At 62.1% G+C, this 18,343-nt stretch carries 14 protein-coding genes; 5 read left to right on the top strand and 9 right to left on the bottom strand.

Going from position 1 to position 18,343, the window contains the following annotated elements; translation table 11 throughout:
• Positions 1-336 precede the first annotated feature (336 nt).
• Together BST13_RS13255 and BST13_RS13250 are read left to right on the top strand one after the other, a co-directional pair.
• Complete coding sequence (locus BST13_RS13255) at positions 337-1,590, top strand: glycosyltransferase (RefSeq protein WP_083164478.1); 1,254 nt, start codon at positions 337-339, stop codon at positions 1,588-1,590.
• A gap of 244 nt (positions 1,591-1,834) precedes the next feature.
• The gene (locus tag BST13_RS13250; RefSeq protein ID WP_211296079.1) at positions 1,835-3,064 is read left to right on the top strand and encodes a class I SAM-dependent methyltransferase; all 1,230 of its coding nucleotides are present in this window, start codon (positions 1,835-1,837) and stop codon (positions 3,062-3,064) included.
• On the opposite strand, the gene BST13_RS13245 is transcribed toward BST13_RS13250, so the two are convergent.
• The 8 genes from BST13_RS13245 to BST13_RS13210 all read right to left on the bottom strand — a co-directional run bounded on the left by BST13_RS13245 (position 3,065) and on the right by BST13_RS13210 (position 12,147).
• On the bottom strand, positions 3,065-3,868 hold the full coding sequence (locus BST13_RS13245; RefSeq protein WP_211296078.1) for a TylF/MycF/NovP-related O-methyltransferase: 804 nt from the start codon (positions 3,866-3,868) through the stop codon (positions 3,065-3,067).
• Positions 3,869-4,077: 209 nt separating this feature from the next.
• A complete protein-coding gene (locus tag BST13_RS13240) occupies positions 4,078-5,175 on the bottom strand; it encodes an acyltransferase family protein (RefSeq protein WP_083164514.1) in 1,098 nt (365 codons plus the stop codon).
• Positions 5,176-5,513: 338 nt separating this feature from the next.
• Positions 5,514-6,635, bottom strand: a complete 1,122-nt coding sequence (locus tag BST13_RS13235) for an NAD-dependent epimerase/dehydratase family protein (protein WP_083164476.1) — start codon at positions 6,633-6,635, stop codon at positions 5,514-5,516.
• A gap of 90 nt (positions 6,636-6,725) precedes the next feature.
• Entirely contained in the window at positions 6,726-7,733 is a 1,008-nt protein-coding gene (locus BST13_RS13230) for a class I SAM-dependent methyltransferase (RefSeq protein ID WP_083164475.1), read from the bottom strand.
• 45 nt (positions 7,734-7,778) lie between these two features.
• The gene (locus BST13_RS13225) at positions 7,779-9,047 is read right to left on the bottom strand and encodes a glycosyltransferase (protein WP_083164474.1); all 1,269 of its coding nucleotides are present in this window, start codon (positions 9,045-9,047) and stop codon (positions 7,779-7,781) included.
• A 135-nt stretch (positions 9,048-9,182) separates the two neighbouring features.
• The gene (locus BST13_RS13220; protein WP_083164473.1) at positions 9,183-9,983 is read right to left on the bottom strand and encodes a TylF/MycF family methyltransferase; all 801 of its coding nucleotides are present in this window, start codon (positions 9,981-9,983) and stop codon (positions 9,183-9,185) included.
• A gap of 256 nt (positions 9,984-10,239) precedes the next feature.
• Complete coding sequence (locus BST13_RS13215) at positions 10,240-10,974, bottom strand: class I SAM-dependent methyltransferase (protein WP_083164513.1); 735 nt, start codon at positions 10,972-10,974, stop codon at positions 10,240-10,242.
• 378 nt (positions 10,975-11,352) lie between these two features.
• On the bottom strand, positions 11,353-12,147 hold the full coding sequence (locus BST13_RS13210) for a GAP family protein (protein ID WP_142282788.1): 795 nt from the start codon (positions 12,145-12,147) through the stop codon (positions 11,353-11,355).
• A gap of 615 nt (positions 12,148-12,762) precedes the next feature.
• On the opposite strand from BST13_RS13210, the gene BST13_RS13205 reads away from it, so the two are divergent.
• From BST13_RS13205 to BST13_RS13195, 3 genes are all read left to right on the top strand, one after another.
• Complete coding sequence (locus BST13_RS13205; protein ID WP_083164512.1) at positions 12,763-13,677, top strand: sulfotransferase family protein; 915 nt, start codon at positions 12,763-12,765, stop codon at positions 13,675-13,677.
• A gap of 204 nt (positions 13,678-13,881) precedes the next feature.
• Positions 13,882-14,748: a glucose-1-phosphate thymidylyltransferase RfbA gene (rfbA, locus tag BST13_RS13200; RefSeq protein ID WP_083164471.1), complete on the top strand. Its 867-nt coding sequence runs from the start codon at positions 13,882-13,884 to the stop codon at positions 14,746-14,748.
• A gap of 195 nt (positions 14,749-14,943) precedes the next feature.
• Positions 14,944-15,282: a hemophore-related protein gene (locus BST13_RS13195; protein ID WP_083164470.1), complete on the top strand. Its 339-nt coding sequence runs from the start codon at positions 14,944-14,946 to the stop codon at positions 15,280-15,282.
• A gap of 123 nt (positions 15,283-15,405) precedes the next feature.
• Here the strand turns inward: BST13_RS13195 and BST13_RS13190 are convergent, their stop codons facing one another.
• Positions 15,406-18,342: an MMPL/RND family transporter gene (locus BST13_RS13190; protein WP_083164469.1), complete on the bottom strand. Its 2,937-nt coding sequence runs from the start codon at positions 18,340-18,342 to the stop codon at positions 15,406-15,408.
• Position 18,343: the final 1 nt, after the last annotated feature.

Below are 18,343 nucleotides of genomic sequence, written 5' to 3'. Positions count from 1 at the left end.
TATACCTGCGCGAACAGCACAGAAAGGAGGTGAGCCGACACCCAGTACGCCGCGACAGCACTACATCTATTGATTTCCAAGGCATCTCACACGGCGATTATTTCTCGCCGGCGCGAATAATCGCACAACCGCTCTGACATTTCAGCCGTCGATATCCGCCGAACACAATTTCCGCCTGCCGCGTAAACTGCTCCCTCGGCTCGAACTCATACCCCTACCGTGAAGTCGACACAGCTTCAGCACCCGAACGCCCTTGCGGCAGTTGGCGAGCCAGCAATAATGGCCGCATACCACTGCCGCCTCGACGCGCACCACAACCGAAAGGCTGGGACCCGCATGAAGTTTGTGCTGGCATGCTATGGCACTCGCGGCGACGTCGAACCCTCCGTCAGCGTCGGATGCGAATTGCAGCGCAGAGGTCACGATGTTCAGCTGGCCGTACCCCCTGATCTGATCGGGTTCGCCGAGGGCGCGGGCCTCTCGGCTGCTGCGTATGGCCCGCCGCTGCAGGCATTTCTACGCGAAGAGTTCCTGCGCAATTTCTGGTCTGAGCTCATGAGTCATCCCGCGCGTTCGCTGAAGGAGCTCTGGCAACCGATCTCGCGATACTGGGGCGAGACGAGCGACACCCTGATGACGCTTGCCGACGGAGCGGATCTGCTGTCGACCGGCCTGAACTACGAACAACCCGCCGCCAATGTCGCTGAGTTCTACAACATTCCGCTGGTCATGTTGCACCACTTCCCGATGCGGCCCAATGGACGACTGGTCCCGATGCTGCCTGCACCGGTCGTCCGTTCCGCCGGCGCGTTGACCGAATGGCTGCTGTGGCGCTCGACGAAGGAGGTCGAGGATGCACAGCGACGAGAGTTGGGTTTGCCAAAGGCAAATCGTCCGGCACCGCGCCGAATCCCTGAGCGCGGATCGTTGGAGATACAGGCCTACGACGCCGTGAGCGTGCCCGGGTTGGCGGCGGAATGGAGAAAATGGAACGGCCAACGGCCGTTTGTCGGAGCGCTGACCATGGGTCTGTCGACCGAAAGCGATGACGAAGTGGCGTCCTGGATCGCGTCGGGCACACCGCCGATCTGTTTTGCCACCGGCAGCATCCCCGTCGAGTCACCCTCGGAAACACTGGAAATGATCAGTGCGGCATGCGCGGAGTTGGGCGAACGCGCGTTGGTGTGCGCCGGCGGTACCGACTTCAGCCACGTCACCATCCCGGATCACGTGAAGGTGATCGGGGTGGCGAACTATGCGACGGTTTTCGCCGCATGCCGCGCGGTGGTGCATCACGGCGGTTCGGGCACCACAGCGGCGAGCCTGCGGGCAGGTGTCCCGACGCTCATTCTGTGGAGCACCGCGGATCAGCCGTATTGGGGTAATCAGCTCAAGCGGTTGAAAGTCGGTACGGCACGCCGTATTTCGAAAACTACCCGCGATTCGTTGACGGCGGACCTGCGCCGAATCCTGGCACCTGAATATCGCGTCCGAGCCCGGGAACTCGCCACCAAGATGACTACGCCGGCCGCGAGCATCGCCAAAACGGCGGACCTGTTCGAGAACAAGGTCCGCGCTACAGTGCGTTGACCACCCACTCGCAGAACCCGTTGCTCTCATCACCAATTCCCGCAGTTTTTCCAGGGTTTGACCGACGCTTGCCATGGCAAATCGCTTAGCGGCGGCATCTGGCAACCTCGTCATTCGAAAGTCCGGCACTTGCCCTGATATTGAAATGCCGTTGGCGAAACCGGTTTACGACACCGGCAAGGGTCTAGGCTCACGATGTCGACCACAAATCGGGCGAGCACAGCGTGCGAGACAGGGGGCAACTTTGACCGACCACAGATGCCGGATATGCGGTGGCGAACTACACGAGGTTTTCGACCTCGGCCGCCAACCCGTCTCGAATGCCTTCGCCAAACCCGAGGACGCCGACAAGGTGCCGTTTTTTCGACTGGCCGTCGGCGCCTGCACATCGTGCACCATGGTCCAACAGCTCGACACCGTGCCACCGTATGAGATGTATCGCGCCGACTATCCGTACCGCGCGTCCGGCTCCCTGCTGATCCGCAGGCACTTCGAAGACGTCGCCCGCCACATCATCGAAACGTGCCCCGGCGGCCGGGACGGGTTCGTCGTCGAGATCGGAAGCAATGACGGCGTCATGCTGAAGACTCTCAGTGAGGCAGGGATGCGGCACCTCGGGGTGGACCCAGCTGCCAGCGCCGGTGAAGTCGCCCGGTCCCACGGAGTCAACGTGCGCACCGACTTCTTCAACGCCGAGACAGCCGCCGACATCTACTCCGAGCACGGTCATGCCAACCTGATCTTCTCGGCGAACACGTTCAGCCATATCTCCTACCTCGACTCGATATTCGAGGGTGTCGGAACCTTGCTCGCTCCCGACGGCCTGTTCGTCTTCGAAGATCGCTCGCTCGCCGACATCCTCCGGCACAACTACTTCGACCAGATCTACGACGAGCACATCTATCTGTTCTCGGTCAGCTCGGTGCAGGCCATGGCAGCCCATTTCGGTTTCGAGTTGGTCGATGCCGAACATCTGCCTCTTCACGGCGGATCCATCCGCTATACCGTGGCACGCCGGGGCGCCCTCGAACCGAGCCCCGCCGTCGAGAAATTCGTCGCTCAGGAGAAGGCCGACGGGCTTGCCGAGAAGGAAGAGGCCGCCTTCGTCCGGTTCTCCAGCGACGTCAACCGCATCAAGACCGACCTCGTGTCGCTGCTGCACGACATCCGTGCGCAGGGTCGACGCGTGGTCGGCTATGGCGCGACGTCCCGAAGCGCCACGGTGCTGAACTACTGCGGTATCGGGGCAGATCTATTACCGATGGTCTGCGACTCGACTCCGGAGAAGCAGGGCCGGGTCACGCCGGGCTCGAAGATCCCGGTGTGCCCACCTGATGCTTTCACCGACCCCTACCCCGACTACGCGTTGCTGTTCGCGTGGAACCATGCCGAAGAAATCATGGCCAAGGAACGGCAGTTCCAGGAGCAGGGCGGCCGGTGGATCCTCTACGTGCCCGAAGTGCACACGGTTTGATCAGCGCGCCGGCTTGATGATCAGCCCCTGCCCGGTGGGCAGGGTGCAGATCGGCACCCCCAGTTCCACAGCCAGCTCGTCCATGGCGTCCCGCTGCTCTTCGCGTCCCCGGTTCGCGTAATCGTCGAGCAATACATAGCCCCCTGGCGTCATCCGCGGCCAGAAGTGCCGCAGTGCAGCGACTTCCGGCGGCGCGCAGTTCATGTCGATGTGCAGGTAGGCAACTTCGTCCGCGTCGACCTGATCGAGGGTCTCGGGGACCGCTCCGACAATGATGCGGTGGTTGCTCCATTCCGCGAAGTTGGCCCGCACGCTTTCGACCGAGTCGACGTAGAGACCGTCGCGCAGGTGCGCCTGGCTGGCCTCAAGCGCACCGGACTCACGTTCACCCGCGGTGACGAAGCGGGGATCGAGTCCGGTGAACGTGTCGAGTAGGTAGAACGTCTTGCCCAGCCGATCCCAGTCCAGGTACTCCATGATGGCACTGCTCAAAAACCCGTAGCTGACGCCGCATTCGACGAAGTCCCCCTCGAGCCGGCTCGCATTGGCAGCCGCCCACAGACCGACGTGCACTCGCCAATGCCACTGGTACCAGTCCTGGTCCTCACCGAGGGCGCGGGCGCCACGCTCATAGGCCCGGCGGAAGGCCGGGTCGTCCATGAACCCATGGGTGTTGAAAGTGATCAGCGCGTCATTGGAATAGACGTCGGGTAGGAGCTTGCGCGCGAGCCAATACTCGGCACGCACCCAGCGCATCGTGAGGCGGGCCTTGGTCGACAGTCCGGTTGCCACGGCGGCGACCATAACATAGGCGTGCGACCCAACGCCGTTCAATCCGACGCGCTTGTCGCAGCACAACTTTCGGCGACACGACGGCTCGGTACCGATCGCCGTGAAGCGGTCGACGATGCTCGGTGAACTCTACGCCGGCCTGCAGAACAGGCTAATGCGGACACGCAACCGGCAACCTCGACACCATGCGTCGATAACCGGAGTGAGCCGTCTTCGCAAACTTATTGACTGCCGGTGACGTTCACATCGCTTGCCGGGCTCGGCTCCGGCGCGCGCATCTGGGCCTTCCGCTTGAACCGGGCCTTCAACGCCATCGCCCGTTTCTCCACCACGAACCAGCTCATCGCCGCGAATGGCAGCGTCACCACCGTCGAAACCACAAAGAACAGAATCGGACTCAGGAAGATGAGACCGAATGTTGCGAGCAACTGCTGAACAGGGAACGCATAGATGTAGACGCCGTAGGACAGGTCCGTTCGCAAGGTCATGCGCTTGTTGCGGATGAGTGCGCCCGAGACGATGACGGCATATGCCAACGGCAGCCCCGCGACCACTCGGTAATCGGGTAGCAGCCCGGCGGCGAACACGATGACCACGCACACCGCGACGATGGACCAGCGGGCAGGGATCACGTCCCGCCAGTGATACATGAGTGCGCCGGCCGCGAACATGATTCCGGTACGCATGATGAGCTGTGGGATGGTCCACACGCCCGGATAGGTCAGCGGTGGGAACAACATCGCACCTGCCGTGGCGAGCACCAGAAAGACCGGCGAGATCCACTTCTTACCGGCCAGCCCCACCACACCGAGCAGCGCGACGATGAGGTAGCACGCCACCTCCCAGATCAGTGACCACAGGGAGGCATTCCATCCCGCGGCCGCGTCGGGAATCCCGTGTGGCGTCTCACCGATCACCCGCTGAAGAGGGATGAGCCCGATGTTCTTCACGACATATTCGATGGGCGCGGATGACGTGAGCAGTTTGGAGACCGAACCGCCCTGCGCCGCCAAGGCGATGGGGGCGATGACAAATGCCGTCACCGCGAGGCAGACATAGAAGCCGGGGAGGATGCGCAGCGCTCGGGCCATGAGGTATTCGCGGATGTTCGGGTTGGTCAACCAACTCCGGGTGATGAGGAAGCCCGAGATCGCGAAGAAGCCGTCGACGCCCACCGAGAAGAGAACTTGCAGTACCGCCTCGGGTGGCATGCGTCCTGTCACCGGGAAGGAATGCCACAGGATGACCTCGGCAGCCAGGGCCAGGCGGAATGCGTTCAACGCATTGTTCCGCGGATCGAATACCTGAGCTAGCTTCATCATCCCCGCCTGTCGTCCCCACCTGACGCTGCGTCGCCATCGTATGTTGCTTCGGCAAGGACCGTTGGTGTTTGGGCCGCACCGAACGGGTCCGAATCTTAGCCTCACTGAAGATATTTCGCGGATCGCGCCTCACCGCATCCGATCGACCGAGACGAAATCGCGTTTTGTGCAGCGCAATTGACGGCACATTTCGCAAATCAGATGCGGGGTCGGTCCGCGGGGTTCAGCTGCGACTAGCGCTTGCCGACCGCGCTCTGGCAAAAATCGTCACCATGCAACGCGACGGAAACACCCGCACTGAAACCAGTTTCGTGTGGTGCCGGCTGACGGTGACGTCAGCGTGCGCGCTCCACGCCGACGCGATCCAGATACTCGGCCTGATCTCCTGCTCCCGCCTCGGCCTGGGTACCTATCCAGTCGAGCAGCGAGCGCAGCCCGTCGTCGAGCGTCCATTTGGGGCGCCACTGCAGATCGCTCAGGGTGGGCTCGATATCGCAGCTGGCCGCCCGCACGTCGCCGTCCCGGAATTTACCTACGACTACCGGTTCCGGTGCGCCGAAGACATCGGCGATCTTCTTGGCCAACTCGTGGATGGTGATGCCGTGGCCGGATCCGATGTCCAGGCAGCGGGATTGCGCGGCAGGATTGACCACGGAGGTGAACAGCGCGTCGATCACGTCGTCGATGTACACGAGATCACGCACGATGCGGCCGTCTTCATAGACTTCCGACGCACGCAGCTGCCGAGACAGCCGCGCGAAGAACGGCACCACACCGGTGTACGGATTGGTCAGCGACTGGCCGGGCCCATAGGCATTCTGCAGCCGCAGAATGCTCAGCCCTGTGTCGTGCGCCGAAGTCCACGCAGTCAGCAGATTCTCCTGGGCGAGCTTCGTCGCGCCGTAAACGTTGGTCGGGCGCGTCTCCGTCACGCCCGCACGGCTGGGCAGCGGCACGGCAGGCTCACCCGTTGGCCCTTCAGGATCCCAGATGCCTGCCTGCAACTGTGCGTGGCTGCGCGGACGCGGGTAGAAGATCTCGTCGCCGGATTGCCAGGCGCCCTCACCGTAGACCGCCCGCGACGAAGCCACGACGATCTGCTCGGGCACCAGAGCCGCACGACTCAGCGCGTCGAGCAACTGTGTGGTCCCCACCACGTTGACCAAGCCATGGCGGGTCGCCTGCGACAGCGACTGCGCGGTGCCCGTTTCGGCCGCCAAATGGATGACCTGCGAAGGCCGGCACAGCCGCAGAACGGCATCCCAGTCGGGTGCGTGGGTCACGTCGCCGGTGAAGAACCGCACCGACGGGTGCAGGTCGAGCGCCTTCCCGTCGCCGTGTACTTGAGCAAGCAGGACATCCATGACCGCTACGTCGTAACCGGCTTCGACGAGACGCCGCGACAGCGCGGTACCGATGAATCCTGCTCCGCCGCTGATGAGTACGGATTTAGACAAGAGCTGACGCCTTCCGTTCGTGGGAACCTTCGATCATGTCGAGATATCCTGAGTATCAAGTAAATTCGCCCGCGGCAGGCGCCGGACGGCTCAGGCCGATGCCGCCCGCATTACAAAACCTGCCTGGTCGCCGCGGCCCTGCCGATTGAGTGAGACCGAGCGTCGTTCCCAACCCAACATCTGCCGCACCCCGAAGTTTCGGAAAATGGCGCCCAGTCCGTTCAATTCGGGCAGGGCAATGCCCCGGCGGTATGCCTCACTGCCGAAGAACTGCGACGAGTTGGAGTCGTCGATGGTCTTCTCCACCCGCAGGCCGACGGTTTCGGCCGCGAGCTCCATACCGCGGCGCGACGGGATGACCGTGTGTCGAGGCGCATCGATCAGGCACCAGTGTTTCCCATACGTGGTCCAGGCTTCCGACGACGTCGTTGGCAGCCTCGCCAGGCAGACGCCGCCGGGTGCGAGCCGCTCGTTGGCCGCCTTGAGTGTCTCGACCGGATCCGGAACATGCTCCAGCGAATGGTTGAACATGATGAGATCGAATTCGCCGGTCACTTCGTTCATGAATCGCTTCAGCAGCGGAACACCCAACGGCGTCACGCCGTCCTCGTCGATGAACGGATCAGCGCCGGTGAGCTCGGTGAAGCCTGCCCGCGCCAACCGGTCGAGCAACGTACCGCCGCCACAGCCGACATCGAGGATCCGCGCATCACGTGCGAGATTCAGGTCACCGAGCATTTTGATGACATCTCCGCTGGCGTCACGCGTGCCGATCAGCGACCGAACACCCGGCGGTAACGCAGCGACGAGGGCGCCAACGAACTGCCGCCTCTCGTTCAGTTCATAGCGATCCCGCTGCGTCGTCATCCACTGGAACAACCCTGGCTGTTCGGCAACGGTGTATGAGTAGTACTTGCGTGGATAGTGCCGCGCGAGCTCCTCGCCCTCGAGTACATCCACGATCTGCAGGGTTTCGCAGTCCTTGCAGATGTAGTAGTCGAACAACTCCCGAGTGCCGTAGTACATCTCACGGACGGTGATGGTCCGATGAGGACCTACCGAGCCGCACACCCGGCACTCCTTGCGAACCTCGCTCATTTCCCCTCCTGGTTCAACTCTCATCTGAGAGGCGGTTTGCCCGTGTCAGGCAGTACTTTTCAATCGAGCGAAATCCTCTACGAGATTTGCCGCACGGTGATTACTTTCAGCTGGCGTGCTCATTCGCGAGGCGATCTCACGCGCCCGTACGGCGTAGTCCGGCGCGAGGATCCGACGCAGGTCGGCAACCAGCGATTCCTGTGTAGTGGCCGAAAAGCGCCGGGTGGTACCGATTTTCAGCCGCTTGAGCTGCGCTCCCCACAGCGTTTGATTGGCATCCATCGAGAGGATCAGCGTGGGGACGCCGGCACGCATGCTGGCCGCCGTCGTTCCCGAACCCCCGTGATGAACCACCGCGCGGCAGGCGGGGAAGATCGCCGCGTAGTTGACCGCGCCGACCACCTTGACGTGATCGAATTGGGGCACATCGCTGAAGTCGCTGTATCCCGCGCACACCAAAGCACGCTGACCCAACTGGGCGCTGGCGGCACTGATCATCCTGATCGTGTCGGCCGGAGATTCCACCGGCATGCTGCCGAATCCGAAACAGATCGGCGGGGTTCCCGCAGCGATCCAGTTCGTGACCTCTTCGTCGACGCTGGTCGCCAGCTCCATCGTCAGTGTCCCGACGAACGGTCGCTGACCGTCCCATTTGCTCCATTCGTCGGCGAGGCCGGGAAAGCAGACCTCGTCGTACGCCTGGACTTCCAGCGCCCCACGGCCGGCGACTCGCTGCGATGTCGGGCCGGTTGCCTTCGGCAAGCCCAGCTCGCGCCGTTGCGTGTCCTCGACCTTCTTGTTGAGCAGCCAAGTCAGCCAGTCGAACACCGTCATCGCGGCGCGGCCCAGCGGCGCGGGCAGGATGGTCACCAGCCTGCCGTTGGCACGAATCGGCACATGGTGCAACGTGACCAGTGGAATGCCGTAGTACTCCGCGACATTGGCGGCCGGCTCCTGGTAGGCCTGTCCGGCGATCAACACGTCGGCACCGTCGGCGAGCGATGTCAGCGTCTCATTGATCTGTGCCCAGCACTGATCGCTCAACGTCCACATCTCGCGCCAGAGTCGCCTCATCTCCCGGATCTTCCAGAAGCCGCGAAAGAACGACGTCCAGAAGTTGCGGTAGATGTCGAGCCAGGTTCGCGTGTCGAGGCCGAAGGCGACGGCGGGAAGTCCAGCCGCCTCGACGAATCCGACCGAATCCGGCGCAACCGCGATGTTCACTTCGTGCCCTCTGCGCACCAGTTCGCGAGCGACGACGATGGACGGTTCGATGTCGCCCCGCGTCCCGTAACTCGCCAACACAAATTTCATCGCAGTTCGAAGCCTTTCAGTCTTTCCCGTGACGGCCGGTCGCCCGACGAAGCGCGCCTCACCCCGCGCTCACGTCCGAAGGCGACGGACCGTGACCGGGTAAGCGCTACAACGCCGAAAATGGTGGACTGTCCGTCACTCCTTACGCCAGAGCACGCCCGTGCCGTCGATCTCGACGATTTCTGCGGTGATCCCGTGCTTCGCCCGGTAGTCCGTCACGGCCTTCCGGCATCCTTCGATCGCGTGGTAATCGTCGATGATGCAGAAGCCACCCGGCGACAGCCTCGAGTACAGCCCATCGAGCGCCTGGATCGTGGATTCGTAGAGGTCGCCATCGAGGCGCAGTACCGCAATCTGTTCGATGGGGGCGTCGGTCAACGTGTCCTTGAACCAGCCCGGAAGGAAACGGACCCTGTCGTCCAACAGACCGTAACGCTCGAAATTCGCGCGCACTTCCTTCTCGGGGACCGCAAGGATTGGAGCAGCGAGGTGCAGCTTGTCGCCCTTGTCGGCCTTGTACTTGTCGGCGTCAGGCGCGGGTACGCCCGCGAACGAATCCGCCAGCCAGACCTGCCGCGTCTGGTCTCCATATGCGGCCAGGACTGCGCGCATCAGGATGGAAGCGCCGCCTCGCCACACGCCGCACTCGACGAGATCGCCAGGAATCTCTTCGGCGAGCACCGTCTCGATGCAGTTCTGCAAACTCGTCAGCCGCTGCATACCGATCATGGTCAGCGCATCGGCCGGCCAATCCAGCCCCAAGTCGCGTTTGCGGGCATCGAACGGCCGCTTGCGCACGAGCATGAGGTTGCCAAACTTGAAGACAGGACGGTGCAGGAGAGCCCATCCCACAGGCACCAACTCGTCGACCCCGTACCTGGTGAGGTCCTGCCGAAGCAGGTCCAGGTAGGCGGATCGAGTGCCACGGTCGGTCACGGTCAAAAAAGTGCCCCTTATCTCCTCAATCGGTACTCCCGGTGACAGACTAGCGCCCTGAACAGGGCGCTAAAACTTTTCTGAAGTGACGGCAGTCCTTGGGGCCGAGAGACTTTCGGCGAGATCGCCAGAACTTCACGTCGAGTTGCAAAACAGGCTAATGAGTTTGGCCCCACGCTTTCATCGACGATATGGGGCTATCACTGATCGGTGCGGGTGTGGCAAACAAAGACAAGAAACTGTCAAAGCTGCAAATTCATCGGAAAGCCGCACGGGACAAGTGCTTCGGTTCGGCGGCACGATGGACCACCACGACCGAGTCAAACACCTCGATGCGGTCGATGATGGTTGCCGCCAACGGCACCTCCACCTCCCTGACCCGCTTCGGGTGGCCCTCCATGAACTCGAACACCGACGACATCTTCATGTACGGCGCGTGCATCGCATCCATCAACCATCGGGTGAAATCTATGAACGATTCGGAGCGGTCGCGGTAACCCGTCCAATAGTTGGCGCAAACGTCCTCGACGGCATACACCCCACCGGGCGCCAATCGCGGGAACAGATATTGGAACGAACCGATCATCTGACTGGGTTGATGCCCGCCGTCGTCGAGAATCGTGTCGAACGGGCCGAACTCGTCCAGCACGCGGCCCAGAAATCCGGTGTCGGTTTGATCCCCGATGCGCACATGAATGTCGTCTTCCGGGGCGTCGTATTGGGCGGACTTCGGATTGAAGTCGAGTCCGACGATCGTGGCCTTGGGCAGATATTCCCGCCACATGCGCAATGACCCGCCCCTGTCCACACCGATCTCGAGCATCCGCTCGGTCCTGGCCAGAACGGACTCGTAGATCGGAAGGTAGTGACGCAGCTTGTGCACGTTCTCGGTCTCGCTGAAGATCCGTCCGATGGCGGTCTCCTCCGGAGGACTGTCGTCCGCACTCATGACCACGGGCCGCGCGAGATCGGGCCCCAGCGCTTCGAGCATCCGCCCGCGGCCCCTGTACGGATAGCGGCGAAATATGAACGGCGGTTTCGGCAGCAATGTCAATCGGAACATGGCCATAGTCACGTGATCCTATGGACAGCCGACATGGCTGCGGTTCGTATCACGAGAATCGTTGCAAGTCACAGGGATAGCCTATCGACACATCAGCACCACAAGTCCCGCCCAGCGCGCTCTGCGCGCGCCAAGCATGTGCGAGCAAACTGCTCAGCAAATCAAAGTCGCGGTCTTCGCTGGATCACCTGCCCCGATGAGGAGATGAGGCAAAGCGATAGGGGTCATCCGATGTCGGCGGGTCGCTACTCAGATCCGTTATGAATCTCGGTAATTCAGCATGCTCGACGAAGCGCGCTGCGGAATTCAGAGGAGACCCACGCCCCTCAGGACAGCCGATACGCCGATCACCGTGAAGATGACGGCGAGGATCTGCTGGCGGTGAGCCAGTGCCCATCCACGCAGCCGCCGCAGTACGGCCTCAGTTCTCACCGGCGCCAACAGGTGACTGACGAGCACTATCTCGACGACACCCAGAACCCCCACGATGTATGCGATGGCGGTGCTGAGCTGGGCGCCGATCGCCGCTCCCGACGTCACGATGGTGGCCAAGACAAGCAGAACGATCTCGGGGGCCGGTCCCATCGCCAGCCCGATCACGAACGCCACCCACAGCGATCCGTTCTCCCAGGCGTTCCTGGCGCGGGTGATCAGGCGCCGAATCGCAGACCCCACCTTCGACGGGACATCCGCACCGTCGCCGTCCGATCCGGCACTTCCGGTGGAAGCACGCGGGTCGAGCGCCAGGATCAGCTTGCTCGTCCCGGGTATCTGCGCGTTCGCGCCTTGCCGGGCTCGTGACCGTGCCATCAGCAGCGCGGCGATGGTCAGTGCGAACGCACCGAACCCGATCTGGAAGTGTCCGACGCTGGAACTCGTTGCCGGAGTGGACAAGTCATGGGTCAACTCGTCCAGACCCGGGGTGAAGTGAAGGACCATCAACGGCGCGAGAATCGACAGGATGCTCGCCACCAGACACCCGGACCAGAAGACCAAGAGGTTCTGCGCCGGGCGTTGCCGGGAGATGAGCAACAGGGTCACGCCGAGACGCACCGGGTTGAGCGCACCCATGAGCGCCAGTCCCAGCACCGAGCTCCACACCGACGCCACGCTACCGTGTCGCCGCTGCCCACTGATCTTTTCCGAACTGCCTGGCTAACCGAGATTCCTCTTGCAGAAAACGGATGGCGGGCCGCATTGCAAAATATCGAATGGCCGCTGTGCGCTGTTCACCCATGCGGCTTGAGGTTTGCGCATCTCTGTTCAGCGAACTCTGCCCCGACCACACCTTCGTCGTCGGACCGTATCCACACGCCCCCTCGCAGCCACCGATCATTCGGAACTGAACGCAATTTTTCAGTGCAGTAACACTATTCGCCGAGCACATCGCATATTCTTATCAAGCCGGGGCAGTCGACGCAGCACCGTCATGCGATGGCGGAACGCGTGCGATGTTCTCTGCGACAAGCCTGCTGGGCCTTGTTGGGTGAAACATCTTGCCGTCGGCATGGAAAGATCACCACCGCTTTCGGCCATATTTTTGACAGATAGCAAATGATCACGAGTTCAGTCAGCGAAGTAACACACACCGAGCGGCCGGTGATTGTCAGCGCGCGTCCGCAGTGAAATCTGCCTAACCAAAGGAGACCATTCATGACAGTGCCGAGCCAGCAACACCGACCGTCTGCCCGCCCCGTGATTCTGTTCGTCTTGGGAATGGGAAGATCTGGCACTTCGGCGCTCACCCGCGTTCTGTCACTGTGCGGCGCTGCTCTCCCGACCGGCATGATGGGCGCCGACACCGGCAACCCACGTGGCTATTGGGAGCCTCGCGCAGCCCTGCTCCTCAACAGAGCGATCCTCGACCGCCATGGAAGCGCCTGGTGGGACCCGTCTTTCAAGCTGCTCGAAGAAGGAGAGTTCACCGCCGACGAGAAGTCCGCATACGTCGCGGAGATCGGTGCGTTCCTGGACAAGTTGCCACCGGCACCGCTTGTGGTGATCAAGGAGCTCACCATCGGCGTGCTCCACGACATGTGGTTCCAGGCGGCGCGCCAGGCCGGCTACGACATCTCGGCTGTGATCTCCGTGCGTCATCCGGAAGAAGTCGTCGCGTCTCTCGGGGCTGCCGTCAAGGCCACGCCGGAGCTAACGAGCGCTCTGTGGCTGAAAGGCAACCTGTTGGCCGAGCGCTACACGCGAGATATACCGCGTGCGTTCGTCGAATACTCCAACCTGCTCGACGACTGGCGACGCGAGACAAAGCGGATCTCCGCTGCGCTCGGCGTCGATCTGACACCTCCCGATGAGGCCCCGATCGATGAGTTCCTCGCACAGGGCCTGCACCGCCAGCGACACAGTGCCGAAGTGGTGGACCGCTTCGGTACCGACTGGGTGTCGGAAGTTTACGAAGCGATGCGGGCAGCCGCCGTGGACGGCGACCTCGACCTGGCGACGCTCGACCGGGTTTTCGAGGCATATCAGGCCACCGAACACGATTTCCGCAAAGCGTTCGACTGTTCCCGTGGCTATCAGGACGGGGTGCTCAACAAGCTCGTCCGTCCCTCCATCGCCAAACCGATCCTCGAACTGCGCGCGATTGCCCACCGTCGGAAGGGGACCTGGGTCTAGGACGCTTCAGCAGGACGCCGGTTGACCTGTCAGCCTTCACAATTCAGCGTGCTTCGCGAGGACTGCGCGCGGCCGATACGGTCGGCAGCCGGGCTGGACCGCGGGGTACGGCGCGGTATCGCCGTATTCCGCGGATCTTGTCACGATATGGTGGACTTTGTGTTCGCGTGACTCGACGAATGCTTACCTGATAAGGGAATAGACATGCACGGCATCATTCTCGCCGGTGGCTCTGGCACCCGGCTACACCCGATCACGATGGGTGTCAGCAAGCAGCTGCTACCGGTGTACGACAAGCCGCTCATCTACTACCCGCTGTCCACTTTGATCATGGCGGGCATCCGCGACATCCTGGTGATCACCACACCGGCTGACGCACCCGCGTTCGAGCGGCTCCTCGGCGACGGTTCCGCATTCGGCGTCAATTTGCGCTACGCGGTACAGAAGGAGCCCGAGGGCCTTGCGCAGGCATTTGTGATCGGCGCAGACCATATCGGCAACAACACGGTCGCGCTCGCTCTAGGTGACAACATCTTCTATGGGCCCGGCTTGGGCACGAGCCTGAAGCGGTTCGAGAATGTCAGTGGTGGCGCTGTTTTCGCGTACTGGGTGGCCAACCCGTCCGCGTACGGCGTGGTCGAGTTCGGGGCCGACGGTACGGCGCTGTCGCTGGAGGAGAAGCCGGCGACGCCGAAGTCCCACTATGCGATCCCAGGTCTGTATTTCTACGACAACAACGTCATCGATATCGCCCGGTCGCTGCGGAAATCTGCCCGCGGCGAGTACGAGATCACCGAGGTGAACCAGACCTACCTGAACCGGGGCCAGCTTTCCGTCGAGGTGCTGCCGCGCGGCACCGCGTGGCTCGACACCGGCACGTTCGATTCACTGCTGGACGCCAGCGATTTCGTGCGAACCATCGAACTCCGCCAAGGTTTGAAAGTCAGCGTTCCCGAAGAAATTGCCTGGCGGGCGGGCTTTATCGACGACGACCAACTCGCAGCCCGAGCCAAGGAGCTGCTCAAATCCGGATACGGCAGTTACCTGCTGGAATTGTTGGAGCGAAACTAGCCGACACTCACTGTAACCGGATACCGTGGTAACGCGCCGGAAACTCTGAGAGATAAACAGTTACGGGTGCTACACCCGGTGCAAGAGTTTGCGGCTGATGAGTTGGTGGTGGCTCAGCCGATCGGCTGGCCCGGTTTCAGGTCTTGGCTGCATGGCTACAGTTGATGTTGTCAGTTACGAGGAGGGGACTGAACGATGAAGAAATTTTCGCTGAATACGCTCGCCGTCACGGTGGGGGGCCTGGCGTTGTCGTTGTCGGCCGGGGCGGGTCTCGCATCCGCGCAACCCGACATCGGCCCGATGGTCGACTCACCGTGTACGTACGAGCAGGCGATGGCGGCGGTCCACGCGGAGAATCCGATGGCCGCGCAGTACCTTGACCAGTCGCCGCCCAACCAGCAGTTCCTGCGGGTGTTCCTCAGCTCGCCGCGGGACCAGCGCGTCAACCTGCTGAACCAGATCAAGAACAATCAGGGAGCGGCACAGGCCCTTCCGGTCTTCACGCAGATGTTGACCAGCTGCGTGAAGTACTGAGCGCAGTAACGCGATACGGGTGCGGTGCACGACATGTGCACCGCACCCGTATCTGCTTTCTGGGCTCTTCGAGGGTGTAGCAGGCTGGCCAAAATGCTTGCAGCGCCGCACTATTCGAACAGTTCACTCACGGATCTTCGCGAACTGCACCGTAGGTGCCTCGTACGGGTTCAGCGGGCTTCCGAGGAGTGACCGCACCGCAGGCCGCGGACCGTAGGGACGCAGCAATGCACTGGCGGGTCGCGGCCGCACCCGTTGCGGCCACCAGAACCACCTGCCGAGCAAGGCCGCGATCGATGGCGTCATGAACGAACGAACGATCAAGGTGTCGAACAACAATCCCAGCCCGATGGTGGTACCGATCTGACCGATGACCTGGAGCTCGCTCACCACCATGGAGGCCATGGTGGCCGCGAACACCAGCCCGGCCGACGTGACGACCTTTCCGGTGCCGCCCATGGCCCGGATGATGCCGGTGTTGATGCCGGCGCCGATTTCTTCCTTCATCCGGGATACCAGCAACAGGTTGTAGTCGGAACCGACCGCAAGCAGGATGATCACCGACATGGCCAGCACCATCCAGTGCAGGTTGATGCCAAGGATGTACTGCCACAGCAGCACCGACATGCCGAAGGACGCACCCAGGGACAGTGCGACCGTCCCCACGATCACGAGGGCAGCGATGAAACTGCGCGTGATGATGAGCATGATCGCGAATACGAGGCAGAGCGCTGCGATGCCGGCGATCAACAGATCGTATCCGGATCCGTCCTTCCAGTCCTTGGCTGTCGACGCGGCGCCGGCGAGATAGATCTTCCCGCCCACCAGCGGCGTCCCCTTGAGCGCTTCCTCTGCAGCAGTTCGGATTTGCTCGATTCGCTTGATGCCTTCCGGCGATGCCGGGTCTCCGTTATGGGAGATGATGAATCGAACCGTCTTCCCGTCCGGCGACAGGAACGAATTCATCGCCCGCTGAAAGTCGGGGTTCTCGAACACCTCTGGCGGCAGGAAGAACGAGTCGTCGTTCTTCGCGGCATCGAACGCCTGGCCCATGGCGTTGGCGTCTTTGCTCGATTCGTCCATCTGGGAGAACATCCCCGACATGGTGCTGTGCATGGTCAGCGTCATGTCGCGCATGGTCTGCATGACGGCGATCATCTGCGGGTACTGCATCAGCAGTTGCGGCAGGATCGCGGCCATCTCGTCCATGTTGTCGACAAGGACCGCGAGCTTGTCATCAAGGGCGTCAACAGAATCCAGTGCATCGAACACCGACCGCAACGACCAACAGATCGGGATGTCGAAGCAGTGCGGCTCCCAGTAGAAGTAGCTGCGGATCGGTCGCAGGAAATCGTCGAAAAGGGCCAGATTGGCTCGCAATTCATCGGTGAGTTCCTGTAGGTCATGCGTGTGCGCGACCATGCTCTGCATCGTTGCCGAAAGCTCTTTCATCACCTCGTAGGTGTGCTGCATGGCATCGATCATCTTGGTCATGTCGTCGGCCTGCTTCAACATGTCGTCGATGCGAGCCTTTTGGAATTCCGTGGCTTGAGACTGACCGGCGTTTTGCAGACTGAGCAGGAACGGCACCGACGTGTGGTCGATCGGAGTGCCCTCGGGTCGGGTGATGCCCTGCACGCGCGAGATGCCGCGGACCTTGAAGATCGCCTTGGCAAGTTTGTTGAGCACCAGGAAGTCCGCGGGGTTCCGCAGATCGTGGTCGGTTTCCACCAGGAGCACATCGGGGGTCACCCGCGACTGGGAGAAATGCCGTTCTGCCGCATCGAATCCCATCTTCGCCGGAATGCTGCCGGGAATGTACTGGCGGTCGTTGTAGCTGGTTTTATAGCCCGGCAGCGTCACGAGGCCGACAAGTGCCACCGCCATCGACGCGACCAGGATGGGGCCGGGCCAGCGGACCACTGCTGTGCCGATCCCACGCCACCGATGGACCCGCAGCTTTCGCTTCGGCTCCAGCAGCCCGACTCCGCTGGCCAGCACGATGCCTGCAGGCACAAGCGTGATCGCAGCGAGGACCGAGATAACCATGCCGACTGCACATGGGATTCCCATGGTGTGGAAATAGGGCAACCGGGCGAAGTTCAGGCAGAACACCGCCCCGGAGATCGTCAGGCCGGAAGCCAGAACGACGGGGGTGACGCTGCGATACGTGGTGTAGTACGCCTTTACCGGACTCTCACCGGCTTGGCGCGCTTCCTGATATCGGCCGAAATAGAAGATCCCGTAATCGGTTCCGGCCGCGATGCTGAGGAAGACCAGCATGTTGACCGCATACGTCGACAACACGAAGACGTCGTTGTGCCCGAGGAAGGCGACGATGCCACGGGCCGCGGCCAATTCAAGGCCGACCATGGTCAACAGCAGAATCACCGTGATGGCCGAACGGTAGACCAGCAGCAGCATCGTGAAGATGATCACGACGGTGACTGCGGTGATCTTCAGAATGGAGTTGTTACCGCTGTGCTGGATGTCGGAGGCCAGCGGCGCCGCTCCGGTGACATAGGTCTTGACCCCGTCGGGGGCCGGTATCCGGGCGACGATGTCGCGGACCGCGGCAACCGATGCGTCTCCCTCGGCGGTGCCTTGATTGCCGACGAGATTCAGCTGCACATACGTGGCCTTGCCGTCGGGGCTCTGCACGCTCGACGAGGTGAGCCGGTCTCCCCACAGATCCTGAACATGCTCGACATGATGTGGATCGGCGCGCAGATCGCGAATCAGTTGGTCGTAGTACTTGTGGGAATCCTCGCCGAGCGGCTGCTGCCCTTCCAGAACGATCATGGCCGCGCTGTCGGAATTGGATTCTTTGAAGTTCTGGCCCATGCGCAGGATGGCCTTCACCGACGGCGCATCCCGGGGCATCAGCGCTACTGACCGCTCTTCGGCGACGTGCTCCAGCGCCGGGATCGCCGATTTCCACTTCCAATCGACAGATGCCAAGGTGCTGAACAGGATCAGCGCCAGCCACGCCAGGATGACCAGCGGCGAAAGCTTACGTATCGCACGCGCAATGAAGGGCGGCGAGTGCTCGGTACTCATC

The organism is Mycobacterium aquaticum (assembly GCF_002086485.1).
Lineage (GTDB): Bacteria > Actinomycetota > Actinomycetes > Mycobacteriales > Mycobacteriaceae > Mycobacterium > Mycobacterium aquaticum.
This window is presented reverse-complemented; position numbering and strand designations above follow the sequence as displayed.